We start from the raw sequence: 17,285 nt of genomic DNA, 5'->3' as shown, positions 1-17,285 counted from the left end.
GCATGAGCAGCGCGACCGACCTGTGGCACCGGGTCACCGCTGCGGCGCCGCCGCCGTCCCGCGAGGTCGTGATCGGCACCATGCTGCTCGCCCTCGTCATCGTCTGCTGGGCGCCGGTCTGGCGGGTCGCGCGCAGCGGGATCACCCTCGCCCACGAGGGTTCCCACGCGATCGCGGCCCTCAGCGTCGGGAGGTCGCTGCACGGTGTGCACGTGCACCGCGACACCTCCGGCGTCACGGTGTCCCGCGGGCCTGCACGCGGTTCCGGGGCCATCGCGACCTTCGCGGCCGGTTATCCCGGCCCGGCGGTCCTCGGTGCCCTCGGCGCATGGGTGCTCTCCCGCGGCTACGCCGCCGGGGTCCTGTGGGCCGTGCTGCTCGTGCTCGCCGCGATGACGCTGCAGATCCGCAACTGGTACGGCGCGCTGGTGATGCTGGTCTGTGCCCTGCCGGTCGCCGCGATCACCTGGTGGTGCACCGCGCCGGTCCAATCCGGCTTCGCGCACCTGCTGATGTGGTTCCTGCTGCTGGGGTCGCCGCGCACCGTCCTGGACCTGGCGCGTAACCGTCGCTACGAGAGCGGCCGGTCCGACGCCGACCAGTTGGCCGCGCTCACCAGGGTCCCCGCGGTGCTGTGGATCGCGGCCTTCGCCCTCATCAGCCTGGCCGTCACCGTGCTCGGTGGCGCACTGCTGCTCGGGAGGGTGGGCTGACCGGGCGCGTGCCCGGTGGAGAATGACGGCGTGCGAGTGCTCGTGACCTGTGACGCGATCGGGGTGGCCACCCCGCCCGAGGCCGCCGACCTCATCCGGGCGGCCTGGCTGCAGCGGGCTCCGGCGGTGACCGTCGACGCTCTCCCGCTCTCCCGTGGAGGACGGGGGTTCGCGGCCGCGGCAGCCCGGGTCGAGGGTGCGCGGGAGGAGCCGCTCGCTGCGAGCGGCGCGCTCGGGACCGTCGTCCTGTTACCCGATGCCAGCGCAGTGCTCGAGGCCGCGCAGGCGCAGGCCGACCGCTCGTCGTACTCCGTCGGCGCCTTGCTCGTCGCCGCGGCCGATGTGCCCGGCGTGCGCAAGATCCTGGTCGGCGTGGGAGACCTGCGCTGCCTCGACGGCGGGCTGGGCATGCTCCAGGCAATGGCCGGACGCCCCGACGACCCGGCCGAGACCGACCTCGGGTGGCTGCGCGAGACGCGCGTCGCGTGGCGGGGTGTGCCGATCGTGGCCGCGACGTCGCATGCGCTGCCGATGCTCGGGTTCCACGGTGCCGCAGCCCACGCCGAGGAGGCGCTGGGGCTGAGCCGGCAGCAGTCACAGGAAGCAGAGAACGCGCTGGGGGAGTACGTCGAGCGCACCCGTCGCGCGCTGCCGCCGCGCCGCGATCTGCTCACCGGCAAGGACCGCCGGTTGGACCGCGAGCCGGGTGCAGGCGCCGGGGGCGGGGTGGCGTTCGGGCTGGGGCTGATGGGCGCGCAGATCCGTCCCGGCGCGCAGGTGAGCGCCGAGCTGGCCGGACTGGACCGGGCCGTCGCTGCCAGCGACCTGGTGGTGATCGGCGAGGACGTCTTCGACTGGCGCTCGCTGCAGGACACGGTGCTGGCGCACGTCGGGGAGGTCGCGGCCGCCCGGGGCAGGCCGGTGGTCGTGCTGTCACGGGAGGCGCACGTCGGCCGTCGGGAGTCCGCGTCGCTCGGCGTGAGCGGCGTCTACTCCGCCGTGCCGGCCGGTCGGCTGTCGGCCGACGTACGGCGTGAGGGCGCGGGATCCGTGCAGGGTTCAGATGGCTCAGACGGCTCAGAGGCCTCGGCCGTGCCGGACCCCTCGGAGCTGGTGGCTCAGCTCGCCGCCCGGGTCGCCGGCACGTGGACACCTGCCTGACCCGGTCCTCGCCCTGGTTTCGACCCGCTCGGTCCCGAACGGTCGCCCATGGCCCGCGCACGCCCCCCGTTTCGACCCGCTCGGTCCCGAACGCTCGCCCAAGGCCCGCGCACGCCCCTCGTCGAGATCAGGTCGGGCGGTCACGGCCTCCTGCGCCGACGACGTACCCTTGATGTGGCCACCGCGTACCACGTCCGGGAACAATTCGCAGGACCACGCGGTTGCCAGCAACGAACGTGGATCGTGCCGCACTCGGCGCGACCATCCCGCCAGCCAGTGGAGGATCCATGAGCGTGGACAGCAGCACCACCGTTTCGACGCCGACCACCGAGGCGCCCCCGGCCCACGGCGTCGAGCTCAGCGAGCTCGCAGCCGGCAAGGTCAAGAGCCTGTTGGAGCAGGAGGGTCGCGATGACCTGCGCCTGCGCGTCGGTGTGCAGCCCGGTGGCTGCTCCGGCCTCATCTACCAGCTCTACTTCGACGAGCGCAGCCTCGACGGTGACCTGGTGCGCGACTTCGACGGTGTCGAGGTCGTCGTGGACCGGATGAGCGCCCCCTACCTCGACGGCGCCAGCATCGACTTCTCCGACACCATCGAGAAGCAGGGCTTCACCATCGACAACCCCAACGCGGGCAGCTCCTGCGCCTGCGGCGACAGCTTCAGCTGATCGACCGCATCCGCCCGTAGCAACCGAGAGGCCCGAACCCCCAGCGGGTTCGGGCCTCTCGCGTTGCCCGGCCCCCGCGGGGCCGCGGCGCGGCGCCGATTCGGGCCTGTCGCCGTACGGCGGATAGGTTGCACGCCATGAAGATCGCCATCACCGGCTCCATCGCCACCGACCACCTGATGACCTTCCGTGGCCGGTTCGCCGACTCCCTCGTCCCGGAACAGCTGAACAAGATCTCGCTGTCCTTCCTCGCCGAGGAGCTGCAGATCCGTCGCGGCGGAGTGGCGGCCAACATCGCCTTCGGGGTGGCGGTCCTCGGCGAGCACCCGCTGCTGGTCGGAGCCGTGGGGGAGGACTTCGCGTCGTACCGCTCGTGGCTGGAGCGCCACGGGGTCGACTGCGAGTCGGTCCGGGTCTCCGAGACCAGGCACACGGCGCGTTTCGTGTGCACGACGGACGACGACCAGGCACAGATCGCCACGTTCTACGCCGGCGCGATGGGGGAGGCGCGGGAGATCGAGCTCGGCCCCGTCGCCGAGCGCGTGGGGGGTCTGGACCTCGTACTGGTCGGCGCCAACGACCCGGAGGGGATGCGCCGGCACTCCGACGAATGCCGTTCGCGCGGAATCTCGTTCGTGGCCGACCCGTCCCAGCAACTGGCGTTCGCCGACGGCCCGTTCATCCGCGAGCTCATCAAGGGCGCGAGCTACCTGATGACCAACGAGTACGAGGCGCATCTCACCGAGCAGAAGACCGGGTGGACGGGCGAGGAGATCCTCGAGCACGTCGACGTCCGGGTCATCACCCGCGGCCGCGACGGCGCACGCATCCTGCGCAAGGGCGCCGCCCCGATCGACGTACCCATCGCGGCCGAGGTCACGAGCGTGGACCCCACCGGTGTCGGCGACGCCTTCCGGGCCGGCTTCCTCTGCGGACTGGCCTGGGATCTGGACCTGGTCACCTGCGCCCAGGTCGGCTCGACCCTCGCGACGTACGTCGTGGAGACCGTCGGCACCCAGGAGTACGTCCTCGGGCGCGCTCACTTCCTCGGCCGGCTGGCCACGGCGTACGGCGACGACGCGGCGGCGCGTGTGCAGGCCGGACTGCGCATCCCGCGCGACTGAGACATCGGGTCGACCCGTGTCGCCGATCGAACCGGAGCCGTCGCAGTGGTCGCTGCGCTTCGATCCCGCGCACCCCTCCGACCTGGTCGCCGTCGGCGCCGACCTGGAGCCCGGCACGCTGCTCGCGGCGTACCGGTCCGGACTCTTCCCGATGGGCACCGGCCGCGACGGGGGACCGCCCATGGGGTGGTGGTCGCCCGTGGACCGCGGCGTGCTGCTGCCCGGGGAGCACCACGTGTCGCGTTCGCTGCGCCGCTCCCGGCGGCACTTCACCACCAGCATCGACCGCGACTTCGACGCCGTGGTGCGGGCCTGTGCCGATCCCGGTCGGGACGGGCAATGGATCACCGCACGCATGATCGCGGCCTACCGGCGCCTGTACGACCTCGGCTGGGCGCACTCGGTGGAGGTGTGGGACGAGCACGGAGAGCTGGCAGGGGGCTTGTACGGCGTGGCGATCGGCGCGCTCTTCGCGGGGGAGTCGATGTTCCACCGCGCCACCGACGCGGGGAAGGTCGCGGTATGGGTGCTGGCCGAGCAGGTGCTCGCGGGTGGCGCGCCCGGGCTGATCGACGTGCAGTGGCACACCACGCACCTCGGCACGCTCGGCGTGCGGGAGATCGACCGGGCCGCGTATCTGGGTCTGCTCGGACCCGCGGTCACAGGGACGTTGCCGTCCGTCTTCGCAGGGGCGAGCCGGGGCTGAGCACGGCCGGCCGCGGCCCGCGTCGCCGCCCACTCGGCGTACCGGGAAATGCATTGCTCGGCCGGCCACCTCACGGGGCGCGCGGACGCGGGTACCGCCCTGCCTCAACGTCCGAGGCTGAGATAAGGTTTCGTCGTGTCCGGAACCCGTGAAAACCAGTCCGGCGGCACCCCACGCCGACCCGTGAAGCCCCGGTCGCTACGCCGTCGGCTGGGCTACGCCGGTGTGGTGGCGATCTGCGCCACCGCGCTGTCCGGCTGCACCGCCCAACAGCGGCGCGGCTTCCTGCCCCACGGCATCACCAAGGTGTCCCCGGACATCACCCACTTCTGGGTCGCCTCGTGGCTCTGGGCGCTCGGTGTGGGCGTGCTGGTCTGGGGTCTGATCATCTACTGCGCGGTGCGTTACCGCCGCAAGAAGACCGACACCGGGCTGCCGCCGCAGCTGGCCTACAACGTGCCGATCGAGATCCTCTACACGATCGTTCCAGTCATCATGGTGGCCGTGCTCTTCGGCAAGACCGTGCAGCTGGAGAACAAGATGCTGGACACTTCCGGCACCCCCCAGAACACCGTGAACGTCATCGGCAAGCAGTGGTCCTGGGACTTCAACTATGTCAACGACAAGGTCTACGACACCGGTGAGCAGGCCCTGCTGAACGGCAAGCCCGGCGCCGAGAAGACCATTCCCACGCTCTACCTGCCGGTCAACGAGCGCACCGAGTTCATCCTCACCTCCCGCGACGTGATCCACGACTTCTGGGTGATCGCGTTCCTGCAGAAGATGGACATGATCCCGGGCAAGGTCAACAAGTTCGATGTCACGCCGACCCAGATCGGCACCTACCGCGGCAAGTGCGCGGAGTTGTGCGGCGCCTACCACTCTCAGATGCTGTTCAACGTCAAGGTGGTCGACGCTGCCGACTACGCCAAGCAGATGCAGCGACTGCGCGCGGCCGGTCAGACCGGCTTCCTGTCCAACGCGCTCAACCGGTCCGGTCTCGAGAACGGGCAGCAGCAGTACCTGCCGTCCGGGCTCGACTCCTCGGACGTCGTCAACGTTGGGAGCAAGTGATGGCGAGCACCACTGCGGATCGCACCAGGGGCGCCGGTGATTTCCGCGAGTCGACCTCAGTACCCCGTGAGCGTCACCTCGGACGCACCATCGTCAAGTGGATCACCGCGACCGACCACAAGGTCATCGGTCACCTGTACTTCATCACCTCGTTCTCCTGGTTCCTGATCGGCGGCCTGCTGGCCCTGCTGATCCGCGCCGAGCTGTGGGCGCCGGGGCTGCAGATCGTGGACAACCCCGAGCAGTACAACCAGCTGTTCACCATGCACGGCACGATCATGCTGCTGCTGTTCGCGACCCCGCTCTTCGCCGGTTTCGCAAACGCGCTCATGCCGCTGCAGATCGGCTCGCCGGACGTGGCGTTCCCCCGGCTGAACATGTTCGCCTACTGGCTCTACCTCTTCGGCGGGCTCATTGCCGCGGGCGGCTTCCTCACCCCGCAGGGCGCCGCGGCGTTCGGCTGGTTCGCCTACGCGCCGCTGGCTAACTCGGTCTACAGCCCCGGTGTCGGTGGCAACCTGTGGGTCTTCGGACTGGCCCTATCCGGGTTCGGCACGATCCTCGGGTCGGTCAACTTCATCACCACCATCGTGTGCATGCGCGCCCCCGGTATGACGATGTTCCGGATGCCGATGTTCGTCTGGACTGTCTTGGTCACCTCCATCCTGGTGATCGTCGTCTTTCCGGTGCTGGCTGCCGCGCTCTTCGCGCTGGGCGCCGACCGGGTGATGGGTGCGCACGTCTTCGACGCCCAGAACGCCGGGGCGATGCTCTGGGAGCACATGTTCTGGTTCTTCGGCCACCCCGAGGTCTACATCATCGCGTTGCCGTTCTTCGGCATCATTTCGGAGATACTTCCGGTCTTCTCCCGTAAGCCGTTGTTCGGCTACAAGACGTTGGTCTTCGCGACCATCGCCATCGCGGCGCTGTCGGTGAGCGTGTGGGCACACCACATGTACGCGACAGGGCAAGTGCTGCTGCCCTTCTTCGCCGTCATGACGATGCTCATCGCCGTACCAACGGGTGTGAAGTTCTTCAACTGGGTCGGCACCATGTGGGGCGGATCGATCACGTTCGAGACACCCATGCTGTGGGCCATCGGCTTCCTCGTGACCTTCCTCTTCGGAGGTCTCACCGGTGTCATCCTGGCCAGCCCCGCACTCGACCTGAACCTGTCCGACTCCTACTTCGTGGTCGCGCACTTCCACTACGTGGTCTTCGGCACGGTGGTGTTCGCAATGTTCGGCGGCTGGTACTTCTGGTGGCCCAAGCTGACCGGCCGGATGCTCGACGAGCGCCTGGGCAAGCTGCACTTCTGGCTGCTGTTCATCGGCTTCCACACCACGTTCCTCATCCAGCACTGGCTGGGCGTCGAGGGCATGCCGCGCCGCTACGCGGATTATCTGCCCGAGGACGGTTTCCAGTGGATGAACGACGTGTCGACGGTCGGCTCTTTCATCCTCGGCATCTCGATGCTGCCCTTCCTCTACAACGTCTACAAGACGTGGCGCACCGCGCCGCTGGTCGAGACCGACGACCCGTGGGGGTACGGCGCATCATTGGAGTGGGCGACGTCCTGCCCGCCGCCGCGGCACAACTTCGACTCGATCCCGCGGATCCGTTCCGAGCGCCCCGCGTTCGACCTGCACCACCCCGAGGTCGCGGCGAAGTCGGTCGCGCCGGCACCTGATGCCCTGTCGAAGCTGATGGGCCCGGGTGATCGCGGCTCCCAGACCATGGGCGGCGAACGGAAGGCTGACCGATGAAGGTCGAGTACAAGATGTTCGGCATCCTGTTCATTTTCGCGATGGTGGTCGGTCTGATTTACGGCACCTTCACTCATTGGCAGGAGCCGGTTGGTGCCACCGCGCTCCTCCTCACCTCCGGCTTATGTTTGATGATCGCGTTCTTCCTGTGGATCACCGGCCGCAAGATCGACCTGCGACCGGATGACAACCCGGATGCGCTGATCAGCGATGTCGAGGGCGACTTCGGCTTCTTCAGCCCGCACTCGTGGTGGCCTTTGTTCCTCGGCCTCTCCGGCGCGATCGTCTTCCTCGGCTTGGCTGTCGGCTGGTGGATGGTCATCATCGGTCTGCCGCTGCTCGCCCTGTCGGCGATCGGCTGGGTCTTCGAGTACTTCCGGGGTGACGAGGCGATCTGATCGCCGTCCCGCACGACGCCGGCGCCGGCACGGCGCAGGCCCTTCGATGATCTGAGACGCCCGTGACGCAGACAACCCGTATCGCCCTGCAGGCCCGCCCCAAGGGTGAACCCGCCGACAGCGACTTCCGCATCGAGCAGGCCGAGCTCGGCCAGCCCGGCGAGGACCAGGCGCTGCTGCAGACCCTCTTCCTGTCGCTCGACCCCTACATGCGCGGCCGGATGAGCGATGCGCCGTCGTACGCCGCGCCGGTGCAGATCGGTCAGACGATGGTCGGCGCGACGGTGTCCCGGGTGCTGGAGTCTCCCGGTGGTCAGTTCCTACCGGGCGACGTGGTGCTGGGGTACGGCGGATGGCAGAGCCACTCCGTCGAGCCGGTCTCCTACCTGCGCAAGGTCGACACCGGCACTGCACCGGTGAGCACCGCACTCGGCGTCCTCGGGATGCCCGGCTTCACCGCGTACGCCGGACTGCTGCAGATCGGCAAGCCGCAGCCGGGGGAGACCGTCGTCGTAGCCGCAGCGAGCGGCCCCGTAGGCAGTGCCGTGGGCCAGATCGCCAAGCTGCGCGGCGCCCGCGCGGTCGCCATCGCCGGTGGCCAGGCCAAGGTCGACTACTGCCGCGAGATCGGCTTCGATGCCGGCGTCGACCACCGTTCCGAGAACTTCCGCGACGACCTCGCCGCAGCGACGCCCGACGGCATCGACGTCTACTTCGAGAACGTCGGCGGCGCGGTCTGGGACGCGGTGCTGCCGCGCCTCAACACCTACGCCCGGGTGCCGCTGTGCGGTCTGGTGTCGGTCTACAACGCGACCTCCCTGCCCGAGGGGCCGGACCGGTCGGGAGTGCTGATGGGCACCATCCTGCGCAAGAGCCTGACCGTCCGCGGGTTCATCCAGACCGAGTTCGTTGCCGACCACTTCGCCGACTTCCAGCGTGAGATGTCCGGCTGGGTCTCCTCCGGCCAGGTGAAGTACCGCGAGGACGTCGTCGATGGCCTGGACAACACCCCCGAGGCGTTCCGAGGACTGCTCGCCGGCCGCAACTTCGGCAAGCTCGTTGTGAAGGTGTCCGAGTAACCCTGCCTGGCGACGCATCCCGGCGCGGTTGTCAGCAGTTGTGTGACGCCGGCGCCAGAAACCCGCTGACCATCAGGCGCGCGCTACCGGCCAGGACCGTGACTGCCGGATGGGCCGCCCCGCTGTAGGGGTGGCTGCCCGCTGCACGAGCGCCTGTACGGCGTGCGCGCCGGCTGAGCATCTTGCTCGCCTCGCCGACGCGCCAGGTGGCCATCGGTCCTGTCGCACGGCACCGCATACGACTGCTGCCGATGTGCGGGGAGCACATCGGCAGCAGTCGTCATAGGGCTAATTCACCCTGAGGTCAGGTCAGGATGGTTCCTGGTCCTGCGGGTGGGAGTAGGCGTGCCCGGAGGACAGTTCCTCGGCGCCGCCGTGCATGTGCTGCTCGAACTCGTCGGCTTCGAGCTCCGGGCGGTCGCCGGACTCGGTCGCCTCGATCGACTCGTGCGCCTGACCGTCGTGGTGTGCGGCAGCCAACTCGGCGGGAGTGACGGCCTCGATGCGGTCGCTGAAGTAGAAGTGCGACAACCGGGCTCGTGCCTTGTCCTTGGCGATCTGCCGGCGGCTCACGCCGTTGGCGTCAGCCTCCGTGGGAGCCGCGATGGGACGGTGCGTCTCGTAGGACACCAGGCGCCAGCGGTCGTAGTCCGACAGCGGGGTGTGGGCCTCGAAGAAGCGACCCTCCGCGGTGCGGACGAGGCGACCGGACTCCTTGCCGTGCAGCACCAGGTCTCGATCGGCCCGCTGCAGCGACATGCACAACCGCTTGGTGATCCAGAAGACCAACGGCGGAAGGATGAAGATCGATGCCTGCATGACGTGCGTGATGTCGTTGATCGACAGATGCAGGGTGATCGCCATGATGTCGTTGCCGGAGGCCACGAACAGCACGAAGTAGAACGCGATGAAGCCCATACCGATCGCCGTACGGGTCGGTGCGTTGCGCGGGCGGTCGAGCAGGTGGTGCTCGCGCTTGTCACCGGTGACCCACGCCTCGAGGAACGGGTAGGCACCCAACGCCGTGAAGATCACCGGGATCAGCAGGATGGCGCCGATCATCACGTTGAAGCTGAAGGTGTGACCCAGCAGGGTGAATTCCCACCACCCCGGCGACATGCGTAGAGCACCGTCGGCGAAGCCCATGTACCAGTCGGGCTGAGCACCCGCAGTGACCATGGTCGGTTCGTAGGGCCCGTACATCCAGATCGGGTTGATCGTGACGAGCCCGGAGATCAGCGCTGTGATACCGAAGACGATGAAGAAGAAGCCGCCCGCCTTGGCGGTGTAGACCGGCATCAGCTTGAAGCCGACGACGTTGTTATCGGTGCGGCCGGGACCGGGGAACTGGGTGTGCTTGTGCACGATCAGCAGGATCATGTGCGCGGCGAAGAGACCCATGATGATCGCGGGCAGCAACAGCACGTGCACCGTGAACAGGCGCGGGATGATCTCGGTGCCGGGGAACGCACCCCCGAAGACGAAGTACGCGACGTAGCTGCCGATCACCGGGATCGAGAGCATGAACCCCTGGGCGGCACGGATGCCGGTACCGGACAGCAGGTCGTCGGGCAGCGAGTAGCCGGCGAAACCCTCGATCGTGGCGAGCATGAAGAGCACGACGCCGATGACCCAGTTGATCTCACGGGGCTTGCGGAACGCGCCGGTGAAGAACACCCGGAACATGTGCAGCATGATGGCGACGAGGAAGAGCAACGCCGCCCAGTGGTGGATCTGCCGGATCAACAACCCACCACGGATGTCCATCGAGATATCGACGGTGGACTTGTAGGCCTCGCTCATCTGCTGGCCCTGCAGCGGGGTGTAGGAGCCGTGGTACACGGTCTCGCCCATGCTCGGCACGTACCAGAAGGTGAGGAACGTGCCGGTGATCAGCAGGATGATCAGCGAGTACATCGCGACCTCGCCGAGCATGAACGACCAGTGATCCGGGAAGACCTTGTTCATCAGGTAGCGGATGCCCTTGGCACCGCCGGTCCGCTCGTCCATCCAGTTGGCGACGCCGCCGACCGCACCTCCGCCCTTCTTCTTGGGCGCGGACGATGTCTCGTCGTCGCCGCGCAGTGCGTCGGCGGGTCGACCTGTGTGCATGTCGGAGGTCATGCGCGCTCCCAGAAGCTAGGCCCAACGGGCTCTTGGAATCCTTGGTCAGCGACGAGGTAACCCGCGTCGTTCACCGAGATCTTCAGCTGGGGTAGACGGCGCTTGGCCGGGCCGAAGATGACCTCGCAGTCGTTCGTCATATCGAACGTCGACTGATGGCAGGGGCAGAGCAGGTGGTGCGTGGTGTGTTCGTAGAGGCCGACGGGGCAGCCGACGTGTGTGCAGATCTTGGAGTACGCGACGACGCCCTGGATGCCCCAACTGGCTTCCTTGGCATTCTTGATGTCGCTCTCCTGCATGCTGACGAGAAGGACCGCGGCCTTGACCTTGGCGTCCTGCGGGTTCTGCACGTCGTCGATGCCCTCGGGCAGCACGTGGAAGACGCTGCCGAGGGTGACGTCGGACAGGCGGATCGGGGTGTTCTCCGGATCGCGCATGAGCCGACGACCCTTGCCGTTCAGCTTGCGGTCCCAAAGGGTGACGCCGAGGTTGTCGTGCGGCAACGGGCCGAGGGAGCCCACGAGCTGCAGACCTAGCGGCACCACGAACAGGCCGAGCGCGCCGCCGAGGGAGTACTTGATCAGCGGCCGCCGGGTGATCTGCGTCGACTCGGCAGCGTCGGTCAGGATCTGGACCGTGCCCTCCCGGTCCTCGTCGGGGGAGCGCAGCGTGTGCCGCTCCTCCACAACCTCGGTGTCGGACATCAGGGTCTTCGCCCAGTGCACGGCACCCAGGCCGATGCACAGCAGAGAGATCCCGAGTGTCACGCCGAGTGAGACGTGCAGCGCCTTGGTCGGTCCGATGAGCGGCAGGGTGACGATGGCGCCCTTGCCGACGACGATGTAGGAGATGACGAAGAGCAGGGTGGCCACCATCGAGACGGCGAAAAGACTGGCCACCTGACGCTCCGAGCGCCTCGCGGCGGCCGGGTCGTCGTCGCCGAGGCGGTGCACGTGCTCGGGCAGCCCGGGGTTGTCGAACCGTTCGAGCAGCTGGCCGCCGCCCTCGTGGTGCCCGTCGCCAAGGTTGATCAGGTCTGAACCGTGGCCGCCGCGAGCGACCTCGCCCGGCTCGGGCTGGTGCTCGGAGTGGTCGTGGCGCTCCGGTCCGGTGAACGACGTCGTCATCAGGCTGCCTTCCGTCCCAGCCAGACCGCGGCGCCGATGAGCAGGCCGATGCCGATGGTCCAGGCGAACATGCCTTCGGTCACCGGCCCGAGGTTGCCCAACGTGTGGCCACCCTGACTCGGCTCGTTCTTGACGTTCTTGAGGTAGGCGATGATGTCCTTCTTGTCCTGCGGCGACAGGTTGGTGTCGTTGAAGACCGGCATCGACTGGGGGCCGGTGAGCATCGCCTCGTAGATCTGACGTCCGGTGGCCGGAGCCAGATTCGGCGCGTACTTACCGCGGGTGAGGGCACCGCCGGAGCCTGCGAAGTTGTGGCACATGGCGCAGTTGACCCGGAACAACTCACCGCCAGTGGCGATGTTGCCGCCGAGGCTCGTGTACTTGCTGGAGGGGATCGCCGGGCCGGCGCCGAGGGAGGCGACGTACGCCGCGAGTTGGCTGATCTGCTGGGAAGTGAACTGCACGTTGCTGCTGTTGCGCGCGGCCTGCACCGAGGGGTTGGACAGCGGCATCCGGCCACTGCTCACCTGGAAGTCCACAGCTGCGGCGCCCACGCCGACCAACGAGGGGTTGTTGGCGCGGCCGTTGGCGTTGACGCCGTGGCAGGTCGCGCAGTTCGCGAGGAACAGCGCCTTGCCCGACTTCAGGTCGGAACTGGACGCGGCGGCAGCACCGGCGCTGCTGGGCGCCAGGAGCGCATAGAGGCTACCGGTGATCACCAGGCCGAGGAGAAGCACCAGCACGATCGATGCCGGGTGCCTACGGTGTGCGGCGAGCGAACTCACGAGGCGCAGATCCTGTCGTCGGGGAGGGAGTCGGAACAGTCAGGCAAGGGGGTCACCGGGGGTCACTGCAGCAGGTAGATGGTCGCGAACAGGGCGACCCACACCACATCGACGAAGTGCCAGTAGTACGACGTCACGATGGCGCCGGTGGCCTGGTGGTGGGTGTAGTTCCGGCTGGTGAACGTGCGGCCGATGATCAACAGGAAGGCGATGAGCCCGCCGGTGACGTGCAGCGCGTGGAAGCCGGTCGTCAAATAGAACATCGACCCGTAGGAGTCGGAGTTGAGACTGATGCCCTCGGCGAAGAGGTTGGAGTACTCCATCATCTGGCCGCTGACGAACAGCGCGCCGAAGATGTAGGTCAGCACGTACCACTCGCGCATTCCCCACAGACCCGGTTGCAGCAGTTTGCCGGTGCGGGACGGGATGCCTGCCTCCGCCTTGAAGACGCCGAGCTGGCACCACACCGAGGAGATCACCAGGATCGCTGTGTTGACCGCGGCGTACGGCACGTTGAGGTGACTGGTGCGGTCCGCCCACAGCGGGTGAGCGACCGACCTGATCGTGAAGTACATGGCGAACAGCCCGGCGAAGAACATCAGTTCGCTGGACAGCCAGACCATCGTGCCGACGGCAGTCAGATTGGGACGCGTGACCGGGCCGTGCCCGGTCGGAATCCCGTGGTCGCTGGTGGTAGCGGTCGTTGTGGTGGCCACCCGAACATTATGGCCCCATCCACGGACGAGGGGCACGGCCGACCCCCGCCGCGAGGCCATCTCGTGACCATCTCGCGGGGGACTCGTGCGGTGACGTCGCCCGGCGTGGCGGCCCGGTGGGCGCACACTCCGCGTACGGCGTTGCGGCGGCTCGGCGTTCGAAGCGGTCAACGATCCGCATGCCCGTGAGGTTCCGGCGTCGTCGGTGTCTGTTCGACCGACCGGACGCGATGGGTAGCATCCTCGGCATGGCCGACACGCCCCGAACCCTGAAGGTGCTGCTCTACAGCGACGACATCGCCACGCGCGACGCCGTCCGTATCGGAGTCGGCAAGCGCCCGGCCAAGGATGTGCAGATCGGCTCGTGGCGTGAGTGCGCGACCGCGGCGGCCGTGATCGAGGCAGCGGACAACGAGGACCTCGACCTGTTGATCCTCGACGGTGAGGCGACGCCGGTAGGCGGGATGGGCCTGGCCAAGCAGCTCAAGAACGAGATCTTCGACTGCCCCCCGATCATCGTGCTCACGGGCCGGCCCTCCGACGGCTGGCTGGCGTCGTGGTCTCAGGCGGACGCCGCGGTGCCGCACCCGATCGACCCGCTCATCCTCAGCTCCACGATCGCCGACGTCGCGCGCCGACACAGCGATCGCGAGCAACTCGCCGCGCCCACCGGCCAGTAGTGATGTCCGGCGCGTCCGCCCGCAGCTGGTCGCGTCTGCTGGGGGCGCTGCTCCAGGGCGGTGACCTCACCGCCGACGACACGTCGTGGGCGATGGACCAGGTGATGTCGGGGCAGGCCTCACCCGCGCAGGTCGCCGGTTTCCTGGTCGCGCTGCGGGCCAAGGGCGAGACTGTCGGCGAGGTCCGGGGCCTCGCCGACACGATGCGGCGTTTCGCCGTGCCGATCAACGTGCACGGCCCGACCCTGGACATCGTCGGCACCGGCGGTGACGGTGCCCACACCGTCAACATCTCCACGATGGCAGCGATCGTGAGTGCCGGAGCAGGCGCTCGGGTCGTCAAGCACGGGAATCGAGCCTCCTCCTCCTCTTCGGGCGCCGCCGACGTCCTGGAGGCGCTCGGCATCGCCCTGGATCTGCCGGCGGACCGGATCGGACCGATCGCCACCGAGGTCGGCATCACCTTCTGCTTCTCGCAGACCTTCCATCCCTCGATGCGCTACGCGGCGGTCCCTCGACGCGAACTGGGGATCCCGACGGCGTTCAACATCCTCGGACCGCTGACCAACCCGGCCCGGCCGCGGTACTCCGCCGTGGGCGCCGCGGACCCGCGGGTGGCCGATCTGATCGCGGGGGTGTTCGCCGAACGCGGGAGCGCCGCTGCGGTCTTCCGGGGTGACGACGGGCTGGACGAGTTGAGCGTCGCCACCACCTCGAGCGTGCGGTGGGTTCGCGACGGCGAGATCTCCCAGCACCGGGTCGACCCGGCTGAGGTCGGGATCGCACCGGCGGGCGCGGACGCGCTGCGCGGTGGCGATGCCCTGCACAACGCGGGGGTGGTCCGCGAGGTGCTCGCCGGAGCGACGGGACCCGTGCGGGACGCCGTGGTGCTCAATGCGGGCATCGCGCTGGCCGTCGCCGACGAGGACGGGTCGGGTCGATTCGGCGCGCACGCATCGTTCGGTGAGGCGCTCGGTGCGGGTGTGGCGAGGGCGCGGACCGCCATCGACGACGGTGCGGCGACCCGATCGCTCGACCAGTGGGTGGCGGCGACTCGTCGAGCCTGACCGCCGAGTGAAGATCAGGCCGGTCAGGGCGATGAGGGCAGGGCTCAGTCGTCGAGGCCGATGGAGAAGCCGGCCCCGAGGTCACCGCTGGAGTAGGTGCGGAACGCGATGTGGGTCTGCGACTCGCGCATCCCGGGGATCTTGTTGATCTTGTCGGCGATGACGTCCGCCAGGTCCTCGTGGCGCGCCACCCGGACGACGGCGATGAGGTCGACGTCGCCGGTCGTGGAGTAGACCTCGCTCACACCCTCGATCTCCACGACCGCCTCGGCCACCTCCGGAATGCGATGGATGTCGGCCTTGATCATGACGATGGCGGAGATCACCGGGACAGCTTAGAACTCAGGCCATCGCGGAGGTCTCGAAACCGTTGTCGACGCGGCTCATCAGCGGTTCGAGCTGCTCGCGGACCTCACCGGCGCCGTGCACCGGGCAGCTCCACTCACCCTCGATCCGCACCATCCGCACCTGCGGGGTCTCCAACCAGCGCAGGATCTTCTCCGTCTCCTCCGGATGGGTCGCCGGTGCGCGCCCGACCGGGCGGGCCACCACCTCGGCGGAGTCGACCAGGGCGTCGATGTAGGGACGCGGGTCGGCGCCGGGCGGACTGAGCGTGGTGCCGGCGAGCTTGCCGTAGCGCACGCACACGAACTCCCACCCGCCGACGGCACCTGGGCGTGCCGCCACGACCTCGGGGCTCGCAGTCAACGGCGCCATCCGCTGAGCGCGGTCGGCGGCGCGGACCAGGGCCAGCATCCGGTCGCGCACCGTGGCCGCCTCCTCGAAGCGCTCGCTCTCGCAGAGTCGGCGCATCCGCTCGTGCAGATCGTCGACCAGCGGCCGGGCATCGCCACCGATGGCCTCCGCTACGCGCGCGGCGACCTGGGCGTAGTCCTGCGGGCTCTGCTGACCCGTGCACGGCGCTCCGCACCGGCCCATCTCGGCGAGCGCGCAGGATGAGGAGGTGGTCGTCGCGGACAACCGCTTCGTGCATTGCCGCAGGGGCACCACCTCGTGCACGGCGGCCGCCGCCATCTCGGCCATCACGCGCGAGCCGAACGGTCCGGCATACTCGGCGCCGTCGTCACGCGTCTCTCGCACCACGGAGAGCCGGGGGAAGGTCTCGACGGTGAGCTTCAGCCACACACCCTTCTCCGGGTGGCGCGACCGCCTGTTGAACCGCGGCTTGTGCTCGGCGATCAGCCGCAACTCGCGCACCTGGGCCTCGAGCACCGTGGCGCACACGATCGGGGTGACGCTGGTCGCGAGCCCCACCATCTGTGCCATCCGTGAACGATGCTCGCTCGCCGTGAAGTAGCTGCGGACCCGGCGCTGGATGTCGACCGAGGTGCCGACGTAGAGCACCCGCGCACGGTCGTCCTTGAAGATGTAGACACCCGGCGCCCGGGGCAGGTCGTCGGCCAGGTAGCGCTTCCGTCGCTGCTCCGGGCGGACCCGGCTGGTGTAGGACGCGAGCTCCTCCAGGGTGTGCACCCCCAGATTGCCGACCCGCCCGAGCAGGGCGTGCAGCACGTCGACGGTGGCCTGGGCATCGTGCAACGCGCGGTGGTCGGGGGTGATGGTGGCCCCGAAGAGCTGCGCCAGGGAGCCGAGCTTGCGGTTGGGCACCTCGTCGTGGCTCACCAGCTGACGCGCGAGGTGGACGGTGTCGATGACCTGGTGCCCGGGCCAGGGGTGGCCGAGTTCGGCGCAGTTGGCACGCAGGAAGCCGATGTCGAAAGGTGCGTTGTGCGCCACCAGCACGCTGCCGGCCGCGAACTCCAGGAAGGCCGGCAACGCGGCGGCGATACCCGGTGCGGTTGCGACCATCGAGTCGGTGATGCCGGTGAGCACTGAGATGAACGCCGGGATGGGGCCGCCAGGGTTGACAAGCGTCTGGAACTCGCCCAGCACCTCGCCGCCGCGCACCTTGACCGCGCCGATCTCGGTGATCCTGTTGGATCGCGGGTTGCCACCGGTCGTCTCGAGGTCGACCACGACGAAGGTCACCCCGGACAGCGGTGTGCCCAGATCGTCGAAGGTCGCCTGGATGGCGTGTGCGGTCGGCATACGACGGACGCTAGGTGGGTGCACCGA

17 protein-coding genes are annotated in these 17,285 nt (G+C 68.6%); 11 read left to right on the top strand and 6 right to left on the bottom strand.

All coding sequences use genetic code 11. The features are described from left to right. The first annotated feature begins 2 nt into the window (after positions 1–2). The 9 genes from JOB34_RS08760 (at position 3) to JOB34_RS08720 (ending at position 8,689) form a co-directional block, all read left to right on the top strand. Positions 3–713 (top strand): M50 family metallopeptidase, encoded by a 711-nt coding sequence (locus JOB34_RS08760; protein ID WP_208052297.1) that lies wholly within the window; start codon positions 3–5, stop codon positions 711–713. 30 nt (positions 714–743) lie between these two features. Further along, positions 744–1,874: a glycerate kinase gene (locus JOB34_RS08755; RefSeq protein ID WP_208052296.1), complete on the top strand. Its 1,131-nt coding sequence runs from the start codon at positions 744–746 to the stop codon at positions 1,872–1,874. Between the two features lie 287 nt (positions 1,875–2,161). Next, positions 2,162–2,542 carry an iron-sulfur cluster assembly accessory protein gene (locus JOB34_RS08750; RefSeq protein ID WP_179481428.1) on the top strand — a complete coding sequence of 127 codons (381 nt, stop codon included), beginning with the start codon at positions 2,162–2,164 and terminating at the stop codon, positions 2,540–2,542. Positions 2,543–2,679: 137 nt separating this feature from the next. Next, complete coding sequence (locus tag JOB34_RS08745) at positions 2,680–3,666, top strand: carbohydrate kinase family protein (RefSeq protein ID WP_208052295.1); 987 nt, start codon at positions 2,680–2,682, stop codon at positions 3,664–3,666. 16 nt (positions 3,667–3,682) lie between these two features. Then, complete coding sequence (aat, locus tag JOB34_RS08740) at positions 3,683–4,372, top strand: leucyl/phenylalanyl-tRNA--protein transferase (RefSeq protein WP_347813795.1); 690 nt, start codon at positions 3,683–3,685, stop codon at positions 4,370–4,372. A gap of 135 nt (positions 4,373–4,507) precedes the next feature. Next, on the top strand, positions 4,508–5,446 hold the full coding sequence (gene coxB, locus JOB34_RS08735; RefSeq protein WP_347813794.1) for a cytochrome c oxidase subunit II: 939 nt from the start codon (positions 4,508–4,510) through the stop codon (positions 5,444–5,446). Continuing rightward, positions 5,446–7,212: a cytochrome c oxidase subunit I gene (ctaD, locus tag JOB34_RS08730; RefSeq protein WP_208052294.1), complete on the top strand. Its 1,767-nt coding sequence runs from the start codon at positions 5,446–5,448 to the stop codon at positions 7,210–7,212. Before coxB ends, ctaD begins: the two co-directional genes overlap by 1 nt. Before the next feature lie 14 nt (positions 7,213–7,226). Continuing rightward, on the top strand, positions 7,227–7,610 hold the full coding sequence (locus tag JOB34_RS08725) for a cytochrome c oxidase subunit 4 (RefSeq protein WP_243757724.1): 384 nt from the start codon (positions 7,227–7,229) through the stop codon (positions 7,608–7,610). A 62-nt stretch (positions 7,611–7,672) separates the two neighbouring features. After that, positions 7,673–8,689, top strand: coding sequence for an NADP-dependent oxidoreductase (locus JOB34_RS08720; RefSeq protein ID WP_208052292.1), 1,017 nt, complete (start codon positions 7,673–7,675; stop codon positions 8,687–8,689). Positions 8,690–8,998: 309 nt separating this feature from the next. Here the strand turns inward: JOB34_RS08720 and JOB34_RS08715 are convergent, their stop codons facing one another. The 4 genes from JOB34_RS08715 to JOB34_RS08700 form a co-directional block, all read right to left on the bottom strand. Beyond that, the gene (locus tag JOB34_RS08715; protein WP_208052291.1) at positions 8,999–10,813 is read right to left on the bottom strand and encodes a ubiquinol-cytochrome c reductase cytochrome b subunit; all 1,815 of its coding nucleotides are present in this window, start codon (positions 10,811–10,813) and stop codon (positions 8,999–9,001) included. Then, the gene (locus JOB34_RS08710) at positions 10,810–11,940 is read right to left on the bottom strand and encodes a Rieske 2Fe-2S domain-containing protein (RefSeq protein WP_208052290.1); all 1,131 of its coding nucleotides are present in this window, start codon (positions 11,938–11,940) and stop codon (positions 10,810–10,812) included. The genes JOB34_RS08715 and JOB34_RS08710 overlap by 4 nt, the downstream gene beginning before the upstream one ends. Next, entirely contained in the window at positions 11,940–12,725 is a 786-nt protein-coding gene (locus tag JOB34_RS08705; RefSeq protein WP_179481410.1) for a c-type cytochrome, read from the bottom strand. The genes JOB34_RS08710 and JOB34_RS08705 overlap by 1 nt, the downstream gene beginning before the upstream one ends. A gap of 62 nt (positions 12,726–12,787) precedes the next feature. Then, entirely contained in the window at positions 12,788–13,348 is a 561-nt protein-coding gene (locus tag JOB34_RS08700; protein ID WP_233767754.1) for a heme-copper oxidase subunit III, read from the bottom strand. Between the two features lie 341 nt (positions 13,349–13,689). On the opposite strand from JOB34_RS08700, the gene JOB34_RS08695 reads away from it, so the two are divergent. After that, complete coding sequence (locus JOB34_RS08695; protein ID WP_347813793.1) at positions 13,690–14,121, top strand: hypothetical protein; 432 nt, start codon at positions 13,690–13,692, stop codon at positions 14,119–14,121. A gap of 2 nt (positions 14,122–14,123) precedes the next feature. After that, entirely contained in the window at positions 14,124–15,188 is a 1,065-nt protein-coding gene (gene trpD / locus JOB34_RS08690; protein ID WP_208052287.1) for an anthranilate phosphoribosyltransferase, read from the top strand. A 44-nt stretch (positions 15,189–15,232) separates the two neighbouring features. On the opposite strand, the gene JOB34_RS08685 is transcribed toward trpD, so the two are convergent. Both JOB34_RS08685 and JOB34_RS08680 read right to left on the bottom strand, forming a co-directional pair. After that, on the bottom strand, positions 15,233–15,514 hold the full coding sequence (locus JOB34_RS08685) for an Lrp/AsnC ligand binding domain-containing protein (protein ID WP_208052286.1): 282 nt from the start codon (positions 15,512–15,514) through the stop codon (positions 15,233–15,235). Positions 15,515–15,530: 16 nt separating this feature from the next. Continuing rightward, entirely contained in the window at positions 15,531–17,258 is a 1,728-nt protein-coding gene (locus JOB34_RS08680) for a DEDD exonuclease domain-containing protein (protein WP_208052285.1), read from the bottom strand. Positions 17,259–17,285: the final 27 nt, after the last annotated feature.

The sequence above is a fragment of the Allobranchiibius sp. GilTou38 genome (genome assembly GCF_017565325.1).
GTDB lineage: Bacteria > Actinomycetota > Actinomycetes > Actinomycetales > Dermatophilaceae > Allobranchiibius > Allobranchiibius huperziae.
This window is presented reverse-complemented; position numbering and strand designations above follow the sequence as displayed.

Excerpts from the sequence above, each read along its gene's own strand:
- JOB34_RS08760 (WP_208052297.1), top strand. The coding sequence starts at position 3 with ATGAGCAGCGCGACCGACCTGTGGCACCGGGTCACCGCTGCGGCGCCG.
- JOB34_RS08750 (WP_179481428.1), top strand. The coding sequence starts at position 2,162 with ATGAGCGTGGACAGCAGCACCACCGTTTCGACGCCGACCACCGAGGCG.
- JOB34_RS08745 (WP_208052295.1), top strand. The coding sequence starts at position 2,680 with ATGAAGATCGCCATCACCGGCTCCATCGCCACCGACCACCTGATGACC.
- ctaD (WP_208052294.1), top strand. The coding sequence starts at position 5,446 with ATGGCGAGCACCACTGCGGATCGCACCAGGGGCGCCGGTGATTTCCGC.
- JOB34_RS08725 (WP_243757724.1), top strand. The coding sequence starts at position 7,227 with ATGTTCGGCATCCTGTTCATTTTCGCGATGGTGGTCGGTCTGATTTAC.
- JOB34_RS08715 (WP_208052291.1), bottom strand. The coding sequence starts at position 10,813 with ATGACCTCCGACATGCACACAGGTCGACCCGCCGACGCACTGCGCGGC.
- JOB34_RS08710 (WP_208052290.1), bottom strand. The coding sequence starts at position 11,940 with ATGACGACGTCGTTCACCGGACCGGAGCGCCACGACCACTCCGAGCAC.
- JOB34_RS08700 (WP_233767754.1), bottom strand. The coding sequence starts at position 13,348 with ATGGTCTGGCTGTCCAGCGAACTGATGTTCTTCGCCGGGCTGTTCGCC.
- JOB34_RS08695 (WP_347813793.1), top strand. The coding sequence starts at position 13,690 with ATGGCCGACACGCCCCGAACCCTGAAGGTGCTGCTCTACAGCGACGAC.
- trpD (WP_208052287.1), top strand. The coding sequence starts at position 14,124 with ATGTCCGGCGCGTCCGCCCGCAGCTGGTCGCGTCTGCTGGGGGCGCTG.
- JOB34_RS08680 (WP_208052285.1), bottom strand. The coding sequence starts at position 17,258 with ATGCCGACCGCACACGCCATCCAGGCGACCTTCGACGATCTGGGCACA.